Below are 21,319 nucleotides of genomic sequence, written 5' to 3' on the forward strand. Positions count from 1 at the left end.
CGAAGGAAGGGCGAGGGGGACCGGAAGGAAGGGCGAGGGATGCCGCGGAGCGGCGTGTGCGAGGGACGAGGTCGGCGGGTGGAGTTAGGCTCAGAGGGTGAATGAGGAGCTCGCTGCACGCATCGTCGCGGACTCCCGCGACCGCGTCGCATGGCTGCGAGCACGATCCCGCGGCATCACCGCGACCGACGTCGCCGGCCTCACCAGCGAGAAGTCGATCGTCCGCGCGGCGGACGCCAAACTCGGCGGTGGCCCCCGTTTCGGCGGCAACGCGTACACGGATCACGGACGCCGTCGTGAGCCCGAGATCGCGGCGTGGGTCGCGGCGACGCACGGCATCCTCCCCTCGTCCGCGCTCTTCCGCGCGAAGGTCGAGCACCGCCACCTGGCCACGCCCGACGGCATCGCGGTCGACGCCGAGGGCCGCGTGAAGCTCGCCGAGATCAAGACGACGAACAAGGCGTTCCGCGGCATCCCCCGCACCTACCTGCGTCAGGTCTGGTGGCAGCAGCACGTGCTCGGCGCCGAGCGCACGCTGTTCGTCTGGGAGGAGCACGTCGACTTCGCGCCGATCCACGATGAGCCCCGCTGCGTGTGGATCGACCGAGACGACCGTGAGATCGCCAAGCTGGTCGGCCTCGCCACGGATCTGATCGACGAGCTCTACCGCCGCACGACCGGCATGCAGGTGCCGACCCGGATCGCGGATGCGACGGCAGCCGCTGCCGCGAGCCGACGCGAGCACCTCCGCGAACGCGACGCCTTCCGCGCACTCGCATTGGCCGAGTGACCCGAGGCTGACACGGCGCTCAGGTGCAGGTGTTGTTGCCGCCGAGGCCGAGCAGTCCCCCGACCGACAGCGTCTTCGTCGCGGCAGGCGACGCCCACGACGTCCCCGCGTAGATCGACTCCACCCGCACGGTGTTCGACGAGCCGAGCAACGAGCCGAGCAACGTGTTCAACAGTGTGGACGAGATCGTGGCGGAGTACGTGTACGGGCCGCTGCCGGTCTGCGTGACGTTGGCGTTGTCGACCGCCACAGCGTTGATCGAGAGACGCTCCTGCACCTTGAGGTAGGGCGACGTCCAGGTGATCGTGAATCCGGTGAAGGAGCCGAGGAAGCTCGTCACGGTGCAGGACGTGATGACCGGTGTCTCGAGCGTCGACGCGGTGAAGGATGCCGCCGAGTACTCGCTGTCGGTGAACCGCGCCTCGGTCATCTGCACTGACGGCAGCGCGGCGACGCCGACCAGCACCGCGAGCCCGACGACACCGGCGAGCAGTCTGCGTGAGCGCCTCATGACGGCCCCGCCCCGCTCACCGCTCGACGTCGTCGCCCGAGCACGAGCAGCGCACCGACAGCCGCGAGCACGATTCCGCCGCCGAACATCGACGGCGTCGTGGCAGGCAGTCCGGTCGTGGCCAGTCCGCCACCCGGACCGACGACCGCCGACTCGCCGGCACCTCGCGCATGCACGCGCACCTCGGTGCTGCCTCCGACATCATCCGGATCGAGCGTGATCGCGAGACGCACATGCGCGGTCTGATCGTCGGCGATCCGGGTGAGCTCCACTTCGGCACCGTCGCGCGGGATGCTCCAGGCCGTTCGCAGCGCCGTCGCGCCGCCGGGGCATCCAGTGGCCTCCCATGCACGTGCGCAGAGCGAGACGTCGACGAGCAATGGTGCTGAGCCCGACGCACTCACGCCGATGCTCACCAGTCCGGGATCCGGGGCATCAGCGCTGATCGCGACGTCCCACTGCACCGGGGCGCCAGGGCGCAGACTGGATGCCGCGTCCCAGTCCGCGACCGAGACCAGACGCAGCACATCCCCCTGGATCACCTGGGTCGTCGGAGCGGCCCCCGCCGGTGCTGCCACGAGCAGCGCCCCTGCAGCGAGCAGCACGGCGAACGGTGCGGCAGTGGGAGGTCGCCTCATGTCGCACCGCCTGCTCGTCGGCGCCGTGACCCACCCGGCGAGCGCGGCCAGAACGCCCAGACCACGAGCACCGTCGCGGCGAGCGTGAGACCGCCGAGCAGCACCGGATTGCTCATTCCCGCGACCGCCGTCGCGATGCCGGGGATGGAGAACAGCACGATGCGCACCGAGGTGACGGTGTACGGGAACGCGTCTTCCGTCGCGTTCGCGTCGCCGCGCATCGTGATCACCCGCTCGGCAGCCGTGGAGCCGGCTTCGATCGACGTCACCCGGTGGGTCACCGGAAGCTCGCCCGCGCGGTCGACCGTCACGACGTCCCCGACGGCGATCTGCGCCGCGTCGATGCGCTGCACCGCGGCGACGGAGCCGGCGGGGATGGTCGGCGACATCGATCCGGTGCTGAACATGATCAGCGTGATGTGGGCGGTGAAGGCCAGGATGACGAGCAGGATGCACACCGCACCGCCGATCGCTGCGATCCACAGGAGCACATCGGCGATGAGACCACCGGGCCGGGCACGCCGCGGACCCGGCTCTGGGACCACCACCGCCCCGACGCCGGGCGCGGCGACCACGGCCTGCTCGCGCAGACTGCGTCTGGTCACCGGTGCGCTCATCCGTCCCTCCGTGCTCGTCCCCGTGGCATCCGTTCGCCTATGACGAGGTCCCGATGAATTGCCAGGTCTGCGTCATCGTGAGACCCTGCGCCGCGTTGGCCGCCGTCGTGGGCAGCGTCACCGCGATGCAGTAGTTCACCGGTGCGCCGCCGTTCGCCGTGACCGCCTGCGTCGTCGCTCCGTTCGCGGTCAGCGCCGAGCCGTCAGCGACGACTGCCGTACCGGCCGGATACGTGGTCCCGTTGCAGGTGGTGCCCGCGATCGTGCGCACCCCGTAGGTGAGGTAGGTCGCGAGGCCGGTGCCGCCCGGCGTGCCGGCGTTCAGCTGCAGGGTGCCGGCCACCGAGGGGTTCGCCGTCTTGACGCTGAACAGCGCATACGTCGTCGTGCCCGGCGCCATGGCCGTCGGCGCGAGGGCGAAGCTGAGCGTCGCCGCGGCGCCCGTCGTCGCGTGGCTCGCGAAGGTGGCGCCGTCGACCGCTCCCACGATGTCGAACCGTCCCGCCTGGAACGTCGCCGCTGCGTACTCGGAGTCGTTCCAGGCGGCGAGCGTCGCAGCCGCCCCGATGCCGAAGACGAGTCCGCCGGCGAGCACCGCGCGAATGCGGCGGGAGCGCAATCGTCTCGCCTCCCGCATGCTGCTGCGGGTTGTCATGGCCGGCTCAGTTCGTCGACGTGGCCGTGAACTTCCAGGTGGCCGTCGTCGCGGTGCCCTGCTTGAGCGTCGCATCACCGGTGACCTTGAAGCAGAGCTGCACGGCCGTCCCTGCGGTGGCGGCGTCAGCGCCCTTGGTCAGGGCGACGGTCGTCACCCCGGTCTGGACGTCGAGGGTCGCGCCGGTCGCGATGGGGGTGCCGGTCGCGGATGCCGCGTTGCAGGTCGCTCCCGGTGCCAGCTGGTACACCTGGTACCCCAGGTGGCCGGAGTTCGAGGTGGCTGCGGCGTCGGCGGTCGTCCCGTTCGCGACGAGGTTCGCGCCGGTGGTCGTGCCGGCCGCGAGCCGGACCCAGAACCCGGCGTACACCGAATCACCGGGCGACATGTTGCCGACGAGGCCGGCGGGCAGTGTGAAGGCGAGCGACGCGGCCGTGCCACCGGTGTCGACGTTGTGGTCGCTGTAGTTCGCCGAGATGTCACCCGTGGTCGAGCCCTGCAGGTTGAACGAGCCGGATGTGAACGTTCCGGTCGCGAACTCCGAGTCGTTCCAGGCGGCGAGCGTCGCTGCGACGCCGACTCCGAGCACGAGTCCTCCTGCGAGCACCGCGAGAACCTTGCGCTGATTGCTCTTCTTCGACATGAACCATCCCCCTCAGGAATCCGGCGACCGTGGGAACGCGTGAACCGGTCGCCCCTCAGGGACCTGCGTGTACAGCCGTACCCAATCCTCCCGAGACAAATCCCAGGTGACAAGGCTAATTCGCGCAGGACCAGCACTCATTGCGCGCATCCGATCACAACCTCATCACGGAGATAGTTGACGCATGTCAACCACAAGCGTATGGTTGACGAAGTTCAACCATCTCGTGCGCGCCAGAGCTGTCGCGGAACCACTGATCCTCGCCCACACGAAAGGTCCGCCATGACCACGGAGTCACCCGTCAAGATGACGCACCGTCAGGTGCTCGAAGCCCTCACGGGGCTGCTGCTCGGCATGTTCGTCTCGATGATCGCGACCACGGTCGTCTCGACGTCGATGCCCGTCATCGTCCACGACCTCGGCGGCGACCAGGCCGCGTACACCTGGGTCATCACCGCCACCCTGCTGACCACGGCGATCTCGACGCCGATCTGGGGCAAGCTCGCCGACCTGTTCAATCGCAAGCTGCTCATCCAGCTCGCGATCGTCATCTTCGTCGGCGCGACGGCTGCCGCCGGATTCGCCCAGGACACGAACACGCTGATCGCGTTCCGCGCCATCCAGGGCATCGGCGGCGGTGGCCTGGCAGCTCTCAGCCAGGTCATCATGGCCGACATCATCAGCCCGCGTGAGCGCGGCCGCTACATGGGCCTCTTCGGCGCCGTCATGGCCGTCGCGACCGTCGGCGGCCCGCTGCTCGGCGGCTGGATCACGGATGTCGCGAACTGGCGCTGGAACTTCTTCGTCGCACTCCCCTTCGCGATCGCCGCACTGATCATCCTGCAGAAGACGCTGCACATCAGCACCGCACGCACGCGCAAGGCATCGATCGATTACACCGGCATCGTGCTGCTCTCCGCCGCCGTCTCGCTGATCCTCATCTGGATCACGAACGCCGGGTCCACCTTCGACTGGTGGAGCACCGAGACCGTGCTGATGGTCGGCGGCTCGATCATCGCCGCCGTCGCGTTCATCATCGTCGAGAACAAGGTGCGCGAGCCGCTCATCCCCCTCTCGCTCTTCAAGGGCCGCACCTTCACCCTCTCGGTGATCGCGTCGATCTCGATCGGTGTCGCGATGTTCGGCACCTCGGTCTACCTCGCCCAGTACATGCAGCTGTCCCGCGGCGCCTCGCCGACGGAGGCCGGCCTCATGACGCTGCCGATGATGGCCGGACTCCTGCTCTCATCGATGATCGTGGGCCAGCTCGTCACCCGCTTCGGCAAGTGGAAGGGCTACCTGATCCTCGGCTCCGTGCTGCTGATCGCCGGTTCCACGCTGCTGTCGACGCTGCACTACGACACGAACTTCGCGCTCGTCTCGCTGTACATGTTCTTCACCGGAGCCGGCGTCGGCATGACGATGCAGAACCTCGTGCTGATCGTGCAGAACGTCGCGAAGCCGAGCGAGATGGGCGTCGCCAGCTCCGGCGTCACGTTCTTCCGCAGCCTCGGCGGCACGGTCGGCGTCTCCGTCATGGGCGCCGTGCTGGCGAACTCCCTGACGACCCTGTTCGCCGACGGCAAGGAGCGCATCGGCACAGCGATCGCGCAACTGGGCGACAAGGGTGCCGAAGTCGCAGCGCAGCTCTCGAGCGGCACGCTCCCCGAGGTGCGTCTGCTCCCGGAGCCGGTGCGCTCGATCATCGAGGACTTCTACGCGCAGGCGATCTCGCACGCGTTCCTCATCGGCATCCCGCTGGCCGTCATCAGCCTGATCGCGATCCTGTTCCTGCCGAACAAGCCGCTGACCACGATGACGACGAGCGAGCGGGCCCACGCCGACGCCACGAAGACGGATGCCGCCGACGGCGGTGTCGTCGACGACGCAGCCGATGTCGCGATCGCGGACGCGACCGCGCTCTCGGGTGCGACGACCGGAACGGTCACGGTGGTCTCAGGACGCTCCAGCGACCGGAACGCCGATGACCGAGACTGACCGCCAGGCCGAATCCCCCGAGGCGCGGACCGCTGCGGTCCGCGCCCTCGAGGCGGAGTTCAGCGAGCTGATCACGCACTTCCGTCGGCTGATCATGGAGAACGCGAACCGCGTCAGCCCCGGCATGCTCCCCGGTGCGTACAAGGCGCTCACCACCATCGCGCGATGCGAGCAGGTCACGGCATCCGCGCTGGCGGAGCGGATGCTGATGGACAAGGGCCAGGTCAGCCGCACCGTCAGAGAGCTCGAGGACCTCGGACTCATCGTGCGCACGCCTGATCCCAGCGACGGCCGCTCCTCGCTGCTGCGGCTCACCCCGCTCGGCGCCGAGCGGCTCGCGGCTGCCCGCGCGCCGCAGGAGGGGATGCTGATGAGCACCCTGCACGACTGGGACCTCACCGACATCGGCAACCTCACCCGGTTGCTGCACGCGCTGGCGTCGGGCGTGAACCCCGGCGCCGGCGAGCAGGAGTCCGCCGGCTAGTCGACCTGTCCTCGCGGCTGCAGCACGGCCCGAGCCTCGGCGGCGACCTCGGCCGCGATCGTGTCGAGGAGCTCCGAACGCAGGTTCCACTGCTGCCAGAACAGCGCGACGCGCAACGTCGGTCCACCGAGTCGGACCAGCCCGTCCGATCCCTGCGGCAGCGGCAGCATGCCCCAGCCGAGTCCGAGCTCGACCGCGAGCGCGTAGTCATGGGACGCCGGAACGTAGTGCCGCGGCACGCCCTGCTGTGCCACGCCGCGCTCGCGCAGCCACTCGTGCTGCAGCGTGTCACGGCGGTCGAAGTCGACGAACGGTGCTGCCCCGAGCGCGGTCGGCGTGGCCCCGTCGGCGAACCACCGTTCGGCGAACGCCGGCGCCGCGACCGCCTCGTATTCGAGCACGCCGAGCGGCGTGACCGAGCAGCCGGCGACGGGCACGTTCTCACTCGTGACGGCGGCCATGACCGTGCCTGACTCGAGCAGACGAGCGGTGAAGTTCTGGTCGTCGCGGTGCAGATCGAAGTCGATGTCGTGCCGGGCCGACAGCCGCGCCAACGGAGCGAGGAACCACGTCGCCATGGAGTCGGCGTTCACGGCGAGCGGCACCGTGGTCCGCCGGGCGCCGCTCTCGGCATCCAGCCCGACCCCGGCCAGCGCATCGTGTTCGAGCAGGGCGATCTGACGAGCGAGCCGCACGACCGCCTCCCCCGCCTGGGTCAGTCGCGCGGGCTTCGAACGCACGATGAGGATGCGGCCGAGCTGCTGTTCGAGTGTCTTGAGTCGCTGACTCACGGCGGACGGTGTGATGCGCAGTCGGCGGGATGCGGCATCCAGCGTTCCCTCGTCGGCGACCGCAGCGACGGTGGCAGCCAGTTCCGGATCGATTCTCACATAAGCGATGCTAATGGTTCGGTAGGAATCCTCGCTGGTGGTGATGTTGCCGCGTTCGTAGGCTGATCGCATGCTCTCCGTCCTCGCCGGCCTCGGCCTCGGCCTCTCGCTGATCGTCGCGATCGGCGCCCAGAACGTGTTCGTGCTCCGCCAGGGCATCCGTCGGCAGCACGTGCTCGCGGTCGTGATCGTGTGCGCGCTCTCGGATGCCGCGCTGATTATCGCCGGGGTCGCTGGCCTCGGGTCGGTGATCGCCGCAGCACCCTGGCTCATCGTGGTGGCCCGGTGGGCGGGGGCCGCCTTCTTGCTCGTCTACGGACTGCTGGCTGCGCGCCGCGCCTGGCGCGGCACCGGCGACGCTCTGCAGGTGGACAGCGCCGAGGACTCGATGTCGACGGCGTCCGGCGGTACGCGCACCGCGACCCGCACCCGCACGCCGCTGGCGCCGGTGCTGACCACGGTGCTCGCCCTCACCTGGCTGAACCCGCACGTCTATCTCGACACGGTGCTGATGCTCGGCTCCATCGCGGCGACGCATGGCGAGGAGCGCTGGCTGTTCGCCGCCGGAGCCGTCACCGCCAGCATCCTCTGGTTCACCGCGCTCGGCTTCGGCGCGCGCTACGTCGGCCGCTGGTTGCGGACCCCGCTGTCATGGCGCATCCTCGACGCGGTGATCGCGGTCGTGATGGTGTCGATCGCCGTGAGCCTGGTGCTGCCGGTGCTCGGCGGCTGATCCGCGGCAAGGCGTCGAGTCTGCGCGCTATCCGTCGATCTGCGCCATACGCGCATGGACGAGCGCAGTGATCGCGCTCACCGGCAGCGGATGCTCGGGCTGGAACCGGATGGTGCCCTTCTCGACGCTGACTCCGGGGTGATCCGCGAGCAGGTCCGCGACCTCCGCCACCGCCGCAGGGCTGAACGGATAGACGCCGATGTGCTTCTTCGCGCGCATCACGGAGAGCAGCGACTTCCCACGGTAGACGAGCGCCGGCATCCCGTAGCCCTTCCCCTGCTCCGCATCCGGGGCGAGCGTCTTCGCGACGGCGTATACCCGCTGGATGCTGTCACGATCGGCCGGATCGAGGTCGGCCACGTAGTCGTCGATGGTGCCCATCACGGCATCCTGCCACCTGGAACAGCCACCCGCGAGTCCGGGTCAGGTTCCGATCCGCCGGTTCCGGTCCCCATCTGCGAATATCGAATTCATGACCGCCCTTCGTCGAGTCCGACACGATGCGCTCACCACGCAGGACGTTGCGGAACTGCGGACGCTCTTCGATGCCGAATACGGCGCCGCCCACGGCGACTGGGATCCGGATGCTCCATACGGGTATGCCCCCGCCGACGTGCACATCATCGCCGGCGACGGCCGGGCGCTCGGACACGTCGGATATCAGCGCCGCACCATCCGAGTCGGGGACCGTATGGTCACCGTCGCCGGCACCGGAGGGATGCTGGTCGGCCCACAGGCGCGCGGCAGCGGCCTCGGAATGCGCCTCCTCGCTGAGTTGCAGGCGGCGATGCGTGCGAGCAGGGACATCGAGTTCGGGTATCTGGGCTGCGCCCCCGCTGCCGCGCCGTTCTACGTGCGCGCCGGCTGGGTCAGAGTCCACGTCGCCGAACGCCACGTCTCCAGGAGCGACGGCACACACGTGTGGGAAGCTCCGGGAGCCCCCATACTGGTCTGCGCGGCCGCACGCGAGGTCGATGAATGGCCCTCCGGCGATGTCGACCTCCAGGGGCGCCCCTGGTAGTCGACGACCCGCCCCGCCCAGCGGGCGATACTCGCGCTCAGATCCCGTCGAGCGGGCGGAGGATGCGGGTGAGGAAGCGCTGCGTCCGCTCATGCTGCGGCGCGGTGAAGACCCGCTCCGGAGTCCCCTGCTCGACCACGACGCCGCCGTCCATGAAGAGCACATGATCCGCGGCCTCGCGTGCGAAGCTCAGCTCGTGCGTGACCACAGCCATCGTCCAGCCCTCGTCGGCGAGCTCCTTGATGACGACGAGCACGTCCCCCACGAGCTCTGGGTCGAGCGCGCTGGTCGGCTCGTCGAACAGCAGCAGATCCGGCTTCAGCGCGAGCGCGCGGACGATGCCGACGCGCTGCTGCTGGCCGCCCGAGAGCTGGTGCGGACGAGCATCCGCCTTGTCGCTCAGGCCGACGCGGTCGAGCAGCGCCAGCGCCTCGGCGACGACCTCGTCCTTCGGACGGCGCTGCACCCGCCACGGCCCCTCGATCACGTTCTCGAGCACCGTGAAGTGCGGGAAGAGGTTGTGATGCTGGAAGACCATCGCCGATCGGTCACGCAGCGCCAGCCGTGTCTGCGCACGCTGGCGCGTCGGCGTCTTCGCCGCCGCGGCGAAGTCGATGTCGGGACCACCATCGACGACGATCGTGCCGGCATCCGGCGTCTCGAGTCCGTTCAGGGCGCGCAGCACCGTCGTCTTGCCCGAACCGCTGGGGCCGATGAGCACGACCACCTCACCCCGGTGCAGTGTCAGGTCGATGCCGCGGAGCACCTCGTTGTCGCCGAAGCTCTTGCGCAGTCCTCTGGCGGTGAGCAGGGGCTCGCCCGGTTCAGTTCGCGACATTGCGGTCCAACCTTCTCTCCAGCGCGCTCTGGCCGAACGACAGCACCAGGCAGATCACCCAGTAGACCAGCGCAGCTGCGAGGTAGAGCACCATGAACTCCAGCGTGGCCGACGCGATCTGCTGCGCCACCTTGAACAGCTCGGTCACCAGGATCAGCGATGCGAGCGATGTGTCCTTCACGAGCGAGATGAACGTGTTCGACAGCGGCGGCACCGACACCCGCGCGGCCTGCGGCAGGATCACGCGGGTGAGCGTACGCGTGCGATTCATCCCGACCGTGTACGCGGCCTCCCACTGCCCCTTCGGCACCGACAGGATCGCCGCCCGAACCACCTCGGCCCCGTACCCGCCGACGTTCAACGACAGGGCGATGATCGCGCTCGGCCACGGATCGATCTTGAGCCCGATCGACCCGAGGCCGTAGAAGATCACGAACAGCTGCACGATCATCGGCGTCCCACGGATCACCGAGATGTAGAACCGGGCGATGCCCGACACAACCGGCTGCACCGAGATTCGCATCAGAGCGACGCCCACCGCGATCACCAGTCCGATGGCGAACGAGACGAGCGCGAGCGGCACGGTCACCGTCACGCCGGCCAGCGCGATGGGGCCGAGCGAGTCGAGGAACAGCTGCCAGGGGTTCTCCATGCGTTACTGCGTGACGTCTTCGCCGAAGTACTTGTCGCTGATCTCCGCGAGCGTGCCGTCGGCGCGCAGCTCGTCGAGGGCCTTGTCGACTGCTTCGACGAGCGTCGTCTTGTCCTTCGTGAACACGAACGCCTGCGTACCGGCATCCTCGGTCTCGGCCGCGATCTTCAGACCGGAGGGGCTGTTGGTCTTCTCGTAGTCGAGGAAGGTGAGCTTGTCGTTGATGGTCGCATCGACCCGGCCCTGGCGCAGCAGCTCGACCGCCTGCGCCCACCCTTCGACGCCCTCGACCGTGGCACCGGAGTCGGTGGCCAGCTCGTACCAGTTGCTGGTCAGCGACTGGGCCGTGGTCTTGCCGTCGAGATCGGCGAAGGAGGAGATCGAGTCGTCGTCTTCGGCGACCACGATGACTCCTGGCGAGACCGTATACGGCTCGCTGAAGAGGTACTTGGCCTCACGCTCGTCATTGATGCTGACCTGGTTCGCGATCACGTCGAAACGGTCGGCATCGAGACCCGCGAAGATCGAGTCCCACTGGGTCTCCTCGAACTTCACCTCGAGGTCGAGCTTGTCGGCGACGGCCTGGATGATCTCGACGTCGAAGCCGGTCAGGTCGCCGGTACCGCCATCGGCGTGGAAGCTGAACGGGCGGTAGGTGCCCTCGGTCGCGACCGTGAGGGTACCGTCGCTCACCAGGCCGAAGCCGGAGGATGCCGAGCTTTCGCCGCCGCTCGTCGACTCCGGGGCACTGGTGCCGCTGCACGCGGTGAGTGCCGCTGCGGTGAGGACGAGAGCCGTGACGGCGATGAGACGACGGGACATGAGGGAACCCTCCTGGGGTAGGTGCAGTGCGCGGATGCTGTGGCGCGCGGTTGTTGGACTCATCACAGTATGCGGTGCGCCAGGGGACTCCGCATCGCATGACGCTGGATTTCTGCATCCGCTGGCCATGGATGCAGAAATGCCCCCGGGCGGACCCGGGGGCATTTCAGAGAGTCAGACTCAGATGGCGTTGACGTCCAGCGGGATGCCGGGGCCGAACGTGGTCGACACCGCACCCTTCTGGATGTAACGGCCCTTCGAGCTCGACGGCTTGAGGCGGACGATCTCCTCGAGCGCTGCGCCGATGTTCTCGTTCAGCTGCTCGGCGGTGAAGGATGCCTTGCCGACGACGAAGTGCACGTTCGCGTGCTTGTCGACGCGGAACTCGATCTTTCCGCCCTTGATCTCCTCGACGGCCTTGGCCGTGTTCGGGGTCACGGTACCGGTCTTCGGGTTCGGCATCAGGCCACGCGGACCCAGGACCTTTCCGAGACGACCGACCTGGCCCATGAGCTCAGGGGTGGAGACGGCTGCATCGAAGTTGGTCCAGCCATCGGCGACCTTCTGGATGAGCTCGGCGCCACCGACCTCGTCGGCGCCTGCGGCGATCGCGGCCTCAGCGGCCGGACCCGTCGCGAACACGATGACGCGGGCGGTCTTACCGGTGCCGTGGGGCAGGATGACGGTGCCGCGCACCATCTGGTCCGCCTTGCGGGGGTCGACTGCGAGCTTCAGCGCGACCTCGACGGTCGAGTCGAACTTCGCCGAGCCGGTCTCCTTCGCGAGGGCGACTGCCTCGGACGGGGTGTAGAAACGGTCTGCCTCGATCTTCTCGGCGGCAGCGTTGTAAGCCTTGGACTTAGCCATGATTATTCTCCTCAGCCCTCGACCGTGATGCCCATGGAACGGGCGGTACCGGCGATGATCTTCGAGGCGGCCTCGATGTCGTTTGCGTTCAGGTCGGACTGCTTGGTCTCAGCGATCTCGCGAACCTGAGCCTTGGTGATCTTCGCGACCTTGACCGTGTGCGGGGTCGCAGAGCCCTTGGCGATGCCTGCGGCCTTCTTGATGAGCTCCGCTGCGGGCGGGGTCTTCAGGATGAACGTGAAGCTGCGGTCCTCGTAGACGGTGATCTCGACGGGGATGACGTTGCCGCGCTGCGACTCGGTCGCGGCGTTGTACGCCTTGCAGAACTCCATGATGTTGACGCCATGCTGACCGAGCGCGGGGCCGATCGGCGGCGCCGGGTTGGCTGCACCTGCCTTGATCTGCAGCTTGATCAGGCCGGTCACCTTCTTCTTCGGTGCCATTCTCTTTCCTTTCATCGAATCGGATGCCGGAGCATCCGTTTCTCCCACTGGTCCGGCATCTCCGGCCCGTGGTCGTCTGCGCGCCCCTTCGACAAGCTCAGGGACCATCGCACAAACCACATAAGTCTACCCGATCCCGCCGTGCGCGACGACCGCCGCATCCCCCGAGCTGAGGAGCCAGCACACGCCGCATCCGCCCGACGCGCTGCGGCGCGTTCTGACCCCTCACGAGCAGGGGGCGGGGACGCGAAAACGGCCGCCCCCGAGGGGACGGCCGTTTCGGGAAAACGTGTCAGACCATCTTCGTGACCTGGTCGAACGACAGCTCGACCGGGGTCTCACGCTCGAAGAGCGAGACGAGGACGGTGAGCTTGCCGCTCTCCGGCTTGATCTCGCTGATCGAACCGGGCAGACCCGCGAACGAGCCCTCCTTGATCGTGATGGTCTCGCCGACCTCGAAGTCGACCTCGGCCGGCAGCGGACGAGCGACGGCGACGCCGCCCTTCGACGCGATGTTCTTGGCGGTCGGGACGTCCTTGACCTCGACGAGCGACTTCAGCATGTTGAAGGCCTCTTCGAAGCGCAGCGGCGTCGGGTTGTGGGCGTTGCCCACGAAGCCGGTGACGCCAGGCGTGTGGCGGACGACCGACCAGGTGTCCTCCGTGAGCTCCATGCGAACCAGCACGTAGCCGGGGATGCGCACGCGGGTGACCATCTTGCGCTGGCCATTCTTGATCTCGACGACGTCCTCCATCGGGACCTCGATCTGGTAGATCTCGTCCTCGACCTCGAGCGTCGACTTGCGCTGCTCGATGTTCGCCTTGACCTTGCGCTCGAAACCGGCGTACGAGTGGATGACGTACCACTTGCCCGGCAGCATGCGCAGGTCGAGACGGAAGGCCTCGTACGGGTCCTCCTCGGCGTCGTCGTCCGCATCCTGGGAGTCGTCGTCAGCGCCCTCGGCCGCGGGGCGGTCGTCCTCGCCGTTGATGTCGGGACCGTCGTAGGGGGTGACCTCGTCGGCCGCCTCGGCCTCGTGCTCGGCGGTCTCCTCTGCCACAGCGTCGTTGAGGACCTCGGCGGCGGCCTCAGCCTCAGCCGCTTCGTCCAGGTTGAGAGCGTCGTTCACAATCGCATCCGCTTCCGGGTCGTCGACCTCGATGTCACCATCGATGTCGGTGTCGTCTTCTTCGCCGTCCACGTCTTCGACGTGCAGCGCCACATGTTCTGCCGAGGTCACCGAGAGCTCTTCCGCAGCGAGGACGTTGCCCTCCTGGGCCTCGTCTTCCTCGCTCGACTGCTCTGCCGCGGTCGCCCAGTCGGCATCGTCGGAATATCGTTCAGACACGTTGTTCTTGCTCCTCGCTGCGGCCGGAGCCGCGGGCGTCATCAGCTTGGGATTCCGAATACCCAGTGCGTCACGTACGCGAACAGAGTGTCCAAGCCGTAGACGATGCCCATGACGATCAGAACGAAGACGAGCACCACACCGGTGAACTTGAACAGCTCCTTGCGAGTCGGGGTGACGACCTTGCGCAGTTCGGAGATGACCTGACGGATGAACAGGGCGATGCCCCCGAAGAACCGGCCGAAGAAGCCCTGCTTCTTCTCACGGGTGGCGCCGACTGCGACGACCTCGCCGCGCGGGTCTTCCTGATCCATCCTGAATGTACCTTTCGTGTGTCAGCGAACGCTGACGCGCAGGGCGGACAGGAATCGAACCTGCAACCTGCGGTTTTGGAGACCGCTGCTCTGCCAATTGAGCTACCGCCCTAGAGACCGGGAGGTCTCGGGGTGTCGTCTCCATCCTGTCATCATCCGGAGGTCCGTGGACCCGAGGCATGGCGAAAGAATGCAGACAACAACTGCTCGTCAAGCATACGGCATCGATCCGGCGGTGCCGAACCGGGATCGGGAACCCGTGTTCTTGTTAGGCTCGGCGAGCGGATGCAGGAGGAGGGAGCGCCGGTGAGCGCTGAAGTGCAGCAGTTCCAGGTGGATCTGCGCGGAGTCGTCGATCTGCTCAGCCGGCACATCTACTCGAGCCCCAGGGTCTACCTGCGCGAGCTCCTGCAGAACGCCCGCGATGCGATCGCGGCACGGCGTGAGGTCGACGGCGGTGGCGGGACGATCCGCATCACACCGCTGACCGCGGAGAACGGCGAGTTCGTGCTGCGCGATGACGGCGTCGGGCTCACCGCGGCCGAGGTCGCCGATCTGCTCGCGACGGTCGGACGCAGCTCGAAGCGCGACATCTTCGACCTGCCGCGCAGCGACTACCTCGGTCAGTTCGGGATCGGTCTGCTGAGCTGCTTCATGGTCGCCGACACGATCGTCATCCGTTCGCGCAGCGCCAAGGGCGGCGCCTCGGTCGAATGGACCGGCAGCGCTGACGGCACCTTCCAGGTCGCCGAGATCGACGAGGCACTGCCGATCGGCACCAGCGTGCACCTGGTGCCGCGGTTCGACGCCGACGAGCTGCTCCGCCCGGCCGCCGTGCACGAGCTCGCGACGACGTTCGGAGAGTTCCTCCCGGTCCGCGTCACGATCGACGCCCAGGGCGGCACGATCGACATCACCCGCGAGCCGCCGTTCCTCGACGCCGCCTCCGATGTCGAAGCCGCCGTGTCCTACGGGCGCGATCTGCTCGGCGCCGGCCCCCTCGACGTGATCGAGTTGAGCGAATCGGCGACCGGCACGCGCGGACTCGCCTACGTGCTGCCCTTCGCCCCGCCGCCAGGGGCCCGACAGGCCACGCGCATGTATCTGGGGCGGATGCTGCTCGCCGAGCGCGTCGACGACGTGCTGCCGGAGTGGGCGTTCTTCGTGCGGGCGGTGATCGATTCGACCGGACTCGCGCCGACCGCGAGTCGCGAATCGCTCGTGGAGGACGCCGCACTCGAACGCGTTCGCGAACAGCTCGGCGCCGGCATCCGCAGATGGGTGCTCGAGCTGGGCCTGCGCGAACCGCACCGCCTGGCGCAGTTCGTCGCGATCCACGAGGTCGGCCTGAAATCCCTCGTGCGGCACGACCCGGAGCTCGCGCAGTTCATCACGCGTTGGCTGACGGTCGAGACCACGCACGGCACCGTCACCATCGGCGACCTCGTCGAGCGCTACCCGCACGTGCGCTATGCGGCATCCGTCGACGAGTTCCGCCAGGTCGCCGGCATCTCGCCGAGCTCCGAAGTGCTCGTGAACGGCGGATACCTGTACGACGCCGACCTCATCCGGATGCTCCCGGAGCTGTACCCCGCCGTCACGGTCGAGCAGGTCGATGTGACGGGCGAGCTCGACCGGCTCGACCCGCCGCCGCTCGACGACCGGGACGCCGCGGTCGCCCTGGAGGCCCGTGCGGGGGCCGTGCTGGCGGCATCCGACTGCTCCGTCGTCGTCCGCTCGATCGATCGAGCCGACCTCGCGGGGCTGTACGTGGCCGACCCCGAGGTGCTCCGCGCGATCGACCGCACCCGCACCAAGGGCATCGCAGGGTCGCTGTGGGGCGGGGTGCTCGACCGCATCGACCAGACCCGTTCGGCAGCCCGCGACGACGACCTCAGCGCGCGGCTCTGCCTGAACTGGTCGAACCGCGTCGTCAGGGCCCTCGTGCGCGTCGACGACGACGCCGTGTTCGCCCGTACCGTGCAGCTGCTCTACATCCAGGCACTGCTGGCCGGACACCACCCGCTCAGCGATGCCGATCGGCGGCTCATGACCACCGCCCTCAGCGACCTCGTCTCCCTCTCCGCGGGGCTGGAAGGGGACACCATCCCCTTCGACGAGGCGCACTGAACCTGCCGCCGCACACCGTCCTCCCGAAGGGAACCACATCAGCATGGCTCGTCCGAAGAAGCGCTTCCAGCAGCTCATCGAGGAGATCGACCGCACCCCCTGGGGTCCAGCGGAGCAGGCACTGGTCGCCGAAGCGGTCGCACTCGCGATCGAGCTGGGCGATGAGCAGCTCGAATACCAGGCTCGGATGCGGCAGACCGCCTCGGCGAACATGACCGGTGCCACCGACGTGATGCTCAACTCGTTCGCCTGGTGCCTGGCGCATCACGACCAGGATCCGCAGCGGTTCCCCGCCGACCTCGACAACGGCGGCGCCGACCTGATGTGGCAGTTCAAGTGGATGGCGTCGTCGCTGCGCTCCTCCCCCGCGTTCTCGCAGGAGCAGATCGTCGCAGTGCTCGACGACATGGAGTCGCACTACCGTGCGGCCGGACTCGGCATGAGCGGCGTGCTCACGGCCCGGTTCGAGGACGCCTGGGACGCCGGCCGCACCGAGGATGCCGAGCAGCTGCGCGTGCAGCTCGAGGCGACGCCCCGCGACGAGCACAGCCACTGCGACGCCTGCGGACGCAGCCAGTTCGCCGGGTTCTTCGCGGAGACAGGGCGCGATGAGGATGCGATCCGCCTGGTCGAGGAGATGATCGAAGGCGGCTTCTCCTGCGGCGAGGAGCCCGAGCACGCGCTCTCCCGAGTGCTCGTGCCGTATCTGCGCGCCGGACGCGGCGAGGAGGCGAAGACCGCGCACCTGCGCAGCTACCGCCTCGCCAAGGACAACCCGGACAACCTGCGCATCGTGGCGAACAACATCGTGTTCGCCGCGCTGACCGGCAATGAGGCTCGTGCACTGGCACTCGTCGAACGGCACATCGCGTGGCTCTCGCACGACGGACTCAACGTCGACGCGCACTTCGCCGCGCTGGCGGCATTCGCCTTCGCACTCGATCGCGTCACCGCGGCAGGTCACGGCGACACCCCGGTGCGCGGCGCCGAGTCACCGGCACTCGAGCCGTTCTTCGGCGCGCACGAAGGGGTCTGGAGCGCAGCAGAGCTCGCCGCGGTCGCCTGGTCGGCAGCCGAGCACATCGGCGCGGAGTTCGACCGCCGCGACGGCACCGAAGGGCACGCCAAGAGTCTCGTGCGGATGCGGGCGCTCGCAGACGAGCACTACGACGTGCCGATCCGATCGGATGCCTTCGTGGCGACCGCACCGGCGACCACCCCGACCGACGCCGACGGCTGGTTCGAGCGTGTGATGGAGCTCGCCCAGTTCGGCGCCGAGCACGAGACCCTCGAGGCGCTCCCCCGCGCACTCGCCGTCGATGATCCGGCCAAGCGCGCACAGCTGCTGTCGATGCATGTCGGGATCCTGGTGGCACTCGACCGCGCCGACGAGGCCCTGGCGCTGCTGCCCGAGCGGGTGGCGGCGCTGCGCGAGGCCGGCCGGGTCGAGCAGGCCGACCTCGAAGAACGGCTCGGACTCGCGACGTTCGGACTGAACACGCCAGAGGCCACGGCTGACCTGGAAGACGCGCTGGCCGAGGCATCCGATCTCCCCGCCTGGTCGCGCGGAGACCTCGCGATCAGCCGCGCCGCGCTGCACCTGCAGTCCGACGAGGCGGATGCCGCCCTCGACCTGGCCGAGCAGGCTGCGCGCGCCTTCGCCGAGGCGGAGGACACTCGGCTGTCGAACACCACGACACTCATCGCGATCGCCGCGGTGCTGCAGAAGAACGACATCGAGGCGACCTCGGTGATCCTCGAACGCTTCCTCGCGCAGGACGACCTCAGCATCGGCCACCGGGCACAGGCGCTGCACACGCGAGCGCGCGTTCGTGGCGGCACGAACGAGTACCGCGAGGGTGCGACGGATGCCGACGAGGCGTGCCGCCTGCTCGCGGGCATCGGCGCGACCAAGGCCCTGGCATCGGCGCATCTGCTGGCCGGAGCGCTCTGGGAAGACGCCGGCGAGCCCGAGAAGGCGGTCGCCCGCTACCGCGTGACGGCACGCCTGACCGCGCAGGAGGGCGGCGATCTCGCGGGTGCGAACTTCCGCCTGGCGCGGGCGATGCTCGCAGTCGGGGATGCCGAGGAGGCGGCCGAACTCTTCGGATCGGTGCTCGAACAGGAGGAGCAGGCCGAGGTCGCGGCGGGCTCGCGCGCCATGACCGCATCGATGCTCGCCCGCTCGCTGAGCGCTGCCGGCGAGCACGGCCAGGCCTTCGGCGCGTTCGGCTATGCGGCAGGCCTCTACGGCGAGGCGGAGGAGCACGCCGATCAGGCGCTCTCCATGAGCGAGCAGGCGAAGATCCTCGCGCAGTTCGACGAGCACGACGACGCGCTGGAGATGCTGGAGTCGGCAGCCGAGATCGTGCGGCGGGCACCGGATGCGGTCGGCGCGATCGCGGAGGTGCTGCACAACCTCGGCCAGATCTACGGCGGACGGCAGGATGAGCGCGCGTTCGCGCTGTTCGACGAGGTCACCGCCCTCGCCACGCAGCACGAGGCCGAATGGCTGCTGGCTGACGTCACCGACTCACGAGGGCGCGCGCTCGCCCAGGTGGGTCGCATCGACGAGGCGGTCGCCGCGGTGCTCACCGCCGCCGACTCCTTCGCCGGGATCGGTGACAGCGGTTCAGCCGGCGGGTCAGAGCTGTTCGCCGCTCGACTGCTCGCCGGCAACGACCGCGCCGACGATGCGGTCGCCGTCTACCGCAGCGCCGTGGACCACGGCGAGGCCCACCCGCCGCTGCGGCAGGTCGCGGCGCTGGAACTCGGCAACACGCTCGAGGCGCTCGGTCGCCACGGCGAGGCCGCCGAGGTTCGAGCGCTCATCGAGAGCTGAGCCGGGTCGCGCGGTCGCGCGGTCGCTCTCACGCGTTCGCGGTCGCGCTCTCTCTCGCGCGGTCGCACTCGCGCTCGCGCGGTCACGGTCGCTCTCTCGGTCGCGCGCTCGCGCTCCCGCGTTCACGCTGAGGGGTCAAAACGCGCCGTTCGCATCCGCGTGCCAGCGGCGCGTCTTGGCCCCTCACGGCATCGGGGCGCTCAGAACAGCTGGCGCCAGTTCGCCCTCGCCAGGTCGAGCAGCTCGTCTCCGCGTCCCGACATGACCGTGCGGATCGCGTAGAGCGCGAAGCCCTTCACCTGCGCGGCCTCGATCGCCGGCGGCATCGACAGCTCCTGTCGCTCGGTGACGACGTCGAGCAGCGCTGGTCCGTCGTGGGCGAGCACTTCGCGCACGGCGTCCGGGAGATCCTCGCTCCGCTCGACCCGACGCGCGAAGATGCCCATGGCCTCGGCGATCGCGGCGAAGCTCGGGTTGTCGAGGCCGGTGCCGTAGGTCACGAAGCCGGCGGCCTTCATCTCGAGCTCGACGAAGTTCAACGACGAGTTGTTCACCACGATCGTCTTCACCGGCAGTCTGTTCTGCGTCAGGGTCAGCAGCTCGCCGAGCATCATCGCGAGGCCGCCATCGCCGGCGAGCGCGACGACCTGACGGTCCGGATGCGCGACCTGCGCGCCGATTCCGTGCATCAGCGCATTCGCCATGGAGCCGTGTGTGAACGACCCGATCAAGCGGCGCTGCTCGGTCATCCGCAGGTATCGGGCCGCCCAGACCGTGGGAGAGCCGACATCGGCGGTGAAGATCGCATCATCCGCCGCCTGCTCGTTCAGCAGCCGGGCGAGGTACTGCGGATGGATCGGGCGTCCCGCCTTGGTCGGCACCGCGAGATCGTCGAGCTTCGCACGGGTCTTGCGGTAGTGCGCGGTGGCGTCGTCGAGGTGGCCGCGGTCCTTCTCGGCGAGCCGCGGCAGCAGCGCCTCAGCGGTCGCACCGACGTCGCCGACGAGCCCCAGATCGAGCGGATGACGTTTGCCGAGCTGCTCGCCGCGGATGTCGACCTGGATCGTGGTCGCGCCATCCGGATAGAACTGCTCATACGGGAAGTCGCTGCCGAGCACCAGCAGCGCATCGGCCGATTCCATGGCGCGGTACCCGGAAGCGAAGCCGAGCAGTCCGGTCATGCCGACGTCGAACGGGTTGTCGTACTCGATGAACTCCTTGCCGCGGAGCGCGTGCACGATCGGCGCGCCCAGGCGGTCGGCCAGCGCGATGACCTCGTCGTGCGCGCCTTCGACACCCGCACCGGCCAGGATCGTGACACTCTTGGCCTCGTTCAGCAGCGTCGCCGCACGCTCGAGCTCGGCACCACTGGGAACGACGACCGGTCGGGTGCGCTCGATCACGACCGCACGGTCATCGGCGATGTCGGCAAGCGCGACGTCACCGGGGATCACCAGCACGGCGACGCCGCGCTTCTCGATCGCCGCGCGCATCGCGATCTCGAGCAGGCGCGGCATCTGTCGCGGGTCGGCGACGTACTCGACGTAGACACTGCACTCACGGAAGAGCTCCTGCGGGTGAGTCTCCTGGAAGTACCCCGTGCCGATCTCGTTCGTGGGGATGTGCGCCGCGATCGCGAGCACGGGCACCCGCGAACGGTTCGCGTCGTACAGGCCGTTGATCAGGTGCAGGTTGCCTGGACCACAGGACCCGGCGACGACTGCGAGCTGGCCCGTGGTCGCAGCATCCGCCGCCGCCGCGAAGGCAGCGGACTCCTCATGCCGCACATGCACCCATCGGATCGTGCCGTCCTTTCGGAGGGCGTCCGTGAAGCCGTTCAGCGAATCTCCGGGGAGACCGTAGACGCGATCGATCCCGTTGGCGTGCAGAGTCTTGACGATGTTCTCAGCGACATTGGCCATGCTTCGACCCTACGCCTGCTCCCGCACGCGGGTCCCGTCTCCGTTCTCCGACGCGAAGGGTCAGGACACGCCCCGCCGCATTCGATCCGCACGGCGCGTTCTGACCCCTCGGGAGGAACACGGCCATGCGGCAGCGCCGTTACGGTGAGGGGCCAGAACAC

22 protein-coding genes and 1 tRNA gene are annotated in these 21,319 nt (G+C 68.6%); 7 read left to right on the plus strand and 16 right to left on the minus strand.

Annotation, left to right across the window (positions count from 1 at the left end; all coding sequences use genetic code 11):
• Nucleotides 1–97 precede the first annotated feature (97 nt).
• On the plus strand, nt 98–790 hold the full coding sequence (locus tag RS83_RS06320) for a YqaJ viral recombinase family protein (protein WP_045278691.1): 693 nt from the start codon (nt 98–100) through the stop codon (nt 788–790).
• A 19-nt stretch (nt 791–809) separates the two neighbouring features.
• Here RS83_RS06320 and RS83_RS06325 read toward each other — a convergent pair whose 3' ends face one another.
• From RS83_RS06325 to RS83_RS06345, 5 genes are read right to left on the minus strand one after another with little or no spacing between them, the layout of a single operon-like run.
• A complete protein-coding gene (locus RS83_RS06325) occupies nt 810–1,301 on the minus strand; it encodes a hypothetical protein (RefSeq protein WP_045278692.1) in 492 nt (163 codons plus the stop codon).
• Nucleotides 1,298–1,939: a hypothetical protein gene (locus RS83_RS06330; protein ID WP_045278693.1), complete on the minus strand. Its 642-nt coding sequence runs from the start codon at nt 1,937–1,939 to the stop codon at nt 1,298–1,300. Before RS83_RS06330 ends, RS83_RS06325 begins: the two co-directional genes overlap by 4 nt.
• Nucleotides 1,936–2,556 carry a signal peptidase I gene (locus RS83_RS06335; RefSeq protein ID WP_052678917.1) on the minus strand — a complete coding sequence of 207 codons (621 nt, stop codon included), beginning with the start codon at nt 2,554–2,556 and terminating at the stop codon, nt 1,936–1,938. The genes RS83_RS06330 and RS83_RS06335 overlap by 4 nt, the downstream gene beginning before the upstream one ends.
• A gap of 37 nt (nt 2,557–2,593) precedes the next feature.
• Nucleotides 2,594–3,211, minus strand: coding sequence for a SipW-dependent-type signal peptide-containing protein (locus tag RS83_RS06340; RefSeq protein ID WP_045278694.1), 618 nt, complete (start codon nt 3,209–3,211; stop codon nt 2,594–2,596).
• A 7-nt stretch (nt 3,212–3,218) separates the two neighbouring features.
• Nucleotides 3,219–3,854: a SipW-dependent-type signal peptide-containing protein gene (locus tag RS83_RS06345; protein WP_045278695.1), complete on the minus strand. Its 636-nt coding sequence runs from the start codon at nt 3,852–3,854 to the stop codon at nt 3,219–3,221.
• 282 nt (nt 3,855–4,136) lie between these two features.
• Between RS83_RS06345 and RS83_RS06350 the strand changes: the two genes are divergently transcribed.
• Together RS83_RS06350 and RS83_RS06355 are read left to right on the plus strand one after the other, a co-directional pair.
• On the plus strand, nt 4,137–5,852 hold the full coding sequence (locus RS83_RS06350) for an MDR family MFS transporter (RefSeq protein ID WP_082071558.1): 1,716 nt from the start codon (nt 4,137–4,139) through the stop codon (nt 5,850–5,852).
• Nucleotides 5,839–6,336: a MarR family winged helix-turn-helix transcriptional regulator gene (locus RS83_RS06355; protein ID WP_045278696.1), complete on the plus strand. Its 498-nt coding sequence runs from the start codon at nt 5,839–5,841 to the stop codon at nt 6,334–6,336. The genes RS83_RS06350 and RS83_RS06355 overlap by 14 nt, the downstream gene beginning before the upstream one ends.
• On the opposite strand, the gene RS83_RS06360 is transcribed toward RS83_RS06355, so the two are convergent.
• The gene (locus RS83_RS06360; protein WP_045278869.1) at nt 6,333–7,226 is read right to left on the minus strand and encodes a LysR family transcriptional regulator ArgP; all 894 of its coding nucleotides are present in this window, start codon (nt 7,224–7,226) and stop codon (nt 6,333–6,335) included. The two genes, RS83_RS06355 and RS83_RS06360, sit on opposite strands and share 4 nt — an antisense overlap.
• Before the next feature lie 70 nt (nt 7,227–7,296).
• On the opposite strand from RS83_RS06360, the gene RS83_RS06365 reads away from it, so the two are divergent.
• Nucleotides 7,297–7,959, plus strand: coding sequence for a LysE/ArgO family amino acid transporter (locus tag RS83_RS06365; protein WP_045278697.1), 663 nt, complete (start codon nt 7,297–7,299; stop codon nt 7,957–7,959).
• 27 nt (nt 7,960–7,986) lie between these two features.
• Here RS83_RS06365 and RS83_RS06370 read toward each other — a convergent pair whose 3' ends face one another.
• Nucleotides 7,987–8,340 (minus strand): iron chaperone, encoded by a 354-nt coding sequence (locus tag RS83_RS06370; RefSeq protein ID WP_045278698.1) that lies wholly within the window; start codon nt 8,338–8,340, stop codon nt 7,987–7,989.
• A 91-nt stretch (nt 8,341–8,431) separates the two neighbouring features.
• Here RS83_RS06370 and RS83_RS06375 point away from each other — a divergent pair, with 91 nt between their 5' ends.
• Nucleotides 8,432–8,980, plus strand: a complete 549-nt coding sequence (locus tag RS83_RS06375) for a GNAT family N-acetyltransferase (protein WP_045278699.1) — start codon at nt 8,432–8,434, stop codon at nt 8,978–8,980.
• A 37-nt stretch (nt 8,981–9,017) separates the two neighbouring features.
• On the opposite strand, the gene RS83_RS06380 is transcribed toward RS83_RS06375, so the two are convergent.
• From RS83_RS06380 to RS83_RS06415, 8 genes are all read right to left on the minus strand, one after another.
• Nucleotides 9,018–9,818 carry an amino acid ABC transporter ATP-binding protein gene (locus tag RS83_RS06380; protein ID WP_045278700.1) on the minus strand — a complete coding sequence of 267 codons (801 nt, stop codon included), beginning with the start codon at nt 9,816–9,818 and terminating at the stop codon, nt 9,018–9,020.
• Complete coding sequence (locus tag RS83_RS06385; RefSeq protein WP_045278701.1) at nt 9,805–10,470, minus strand: amino acid ABC transporter permease; 666 nt, start codon at nt 10,468–10,470, stop codon at nt 9,805–9,807. Before RS83_RS06385 ends, RS83_RS06380 begins: the two co-directional genes overlap by 14 nt.
• A 3-nt stretch (nt 10,471–10,473) precedes the next feature.
• The gene (locus RS83_RS06390) at nt 10,474–11,292 is read right to left on the minus strand and encodes an amino acid ABC transporter substrate-binding protein (RefSeq protein ID WP_045278702.1); all 819 of its coding nucleotides are present in this window, start codon (nt 11,290–11,292) and stop codon (nt 10,474–10,476) included.
• A gap of 180 nt (nt 11,293–11,472) precedes the next feature.
• The gene (gene rplA, locus RS83_RS06395; RefSeq protein WP_045278703.1) at nt 11,473–12,159 is read right to left on the minus strand and encodes a 50S ribosomal protein L1; all 687 of its coding nucleotides are present in this window, start codon (nt 12,157–12,159) and stop codon (nt 11,473–11,475) included.
• A gap of 11 nt (nt 12,160–12,170) precedes the next feature.
• Nucleotides 12,171–12,602, minus strand: a complete 432-nt coding sequence (gene rplK / locus RS83_RS06400; RefSeq protein ID WP_045278704.1) for a 50S ribosomal protein L11 — start codon at nt 12,600–12,602, stop codon at nt 12,171–12,173.
• Nucleotides 12,603–12,894: 292 nt separating this feature from the next.
• A complete protein-coding gene (nusG, locus tag RS83_RS06405) occupies nt 12,895–13,950 on the minus strand; it encodes a transcription termination/antitermination protein NusG (protein ID WP_045278870.1) in 1,056 nt (351 codons plus the stop codon).
• Nucleotides 13,951–13,991: 41 nt separating this feature from the next.
• On the minus strand, nt 13,992–14,264 hold the full coding sequence (gene secE, locus RS83_RS06410) for a preprotein translocase subunit SecE (protein ID WP_045278705.1): 273 nt from the start codon (nt 14,262–14,264) through the stop codon (nt 13,992–13,994).
• 39 nt (nt 14,265–14,303) lie between these two features.
• A tRNA-Trp gene (locus RS83_RS06415) sits at nt 14,304–14,376 on the minus strand.
• A gap of 173 nt (nt 14,377–14,549) precedes the next feature.
• On the opposite strand from RS83_RS06415, the gene RS83_RS06420 reads away from it, so the two are divergent.
• Nucleotides 14,550–16,394, plus strand: coding sequence for an HSP90 family protein (locus RS83_RS06420; protein WP_045278706.1), 1,845 nt, complete (start codon nt 14,550–14,552; stop codon nt 16,392–16,394).
• A gap of 43 nt (nt 16,395–16,437) precedes the next feature.
• Nucleotides 16,438–19,236 carry a tetratricopeptide repeat protein gene (locus RS83_RS06425; RefSeq protein ID WP_045278707.1) on the plus strand — a complete coding sequence of 933 codons (2,799 nt, stop codon included), beginning with the start codon at nt 16,438–16,440 and terminating at the stop codon, nt 19,234–19,236.
• Nucleotides 19,237–19,436: 200 nt separating this feature from the next.
• On the opposite strand, the gene poxB is transcribed toward RS83_RS06425, so the two are convergent.
• A complete protein-coding gene (gene poxB / locus RS83_RS06430) occupies nt 19,437–21,158 on the minus strand; it encodes a ubiquinone-dependent pyruvate dehydrogenase (RefSeq protein WP_045278708.1) in 1,722 nt (573 codons plus the stop codon).
• Nucleotides 21,159–21,319 lie beyond the last annotated feature (161 nt).

This window comes from Microbacterium oxydans, assembly GCF_000956525.1.
Classification (GTDB): Bacteria; Actinomycetota; Actinomycetes; order Actinomycetales; family Microbacteriaceae; genus Microbacterium; species Microbacterium oxydans_A.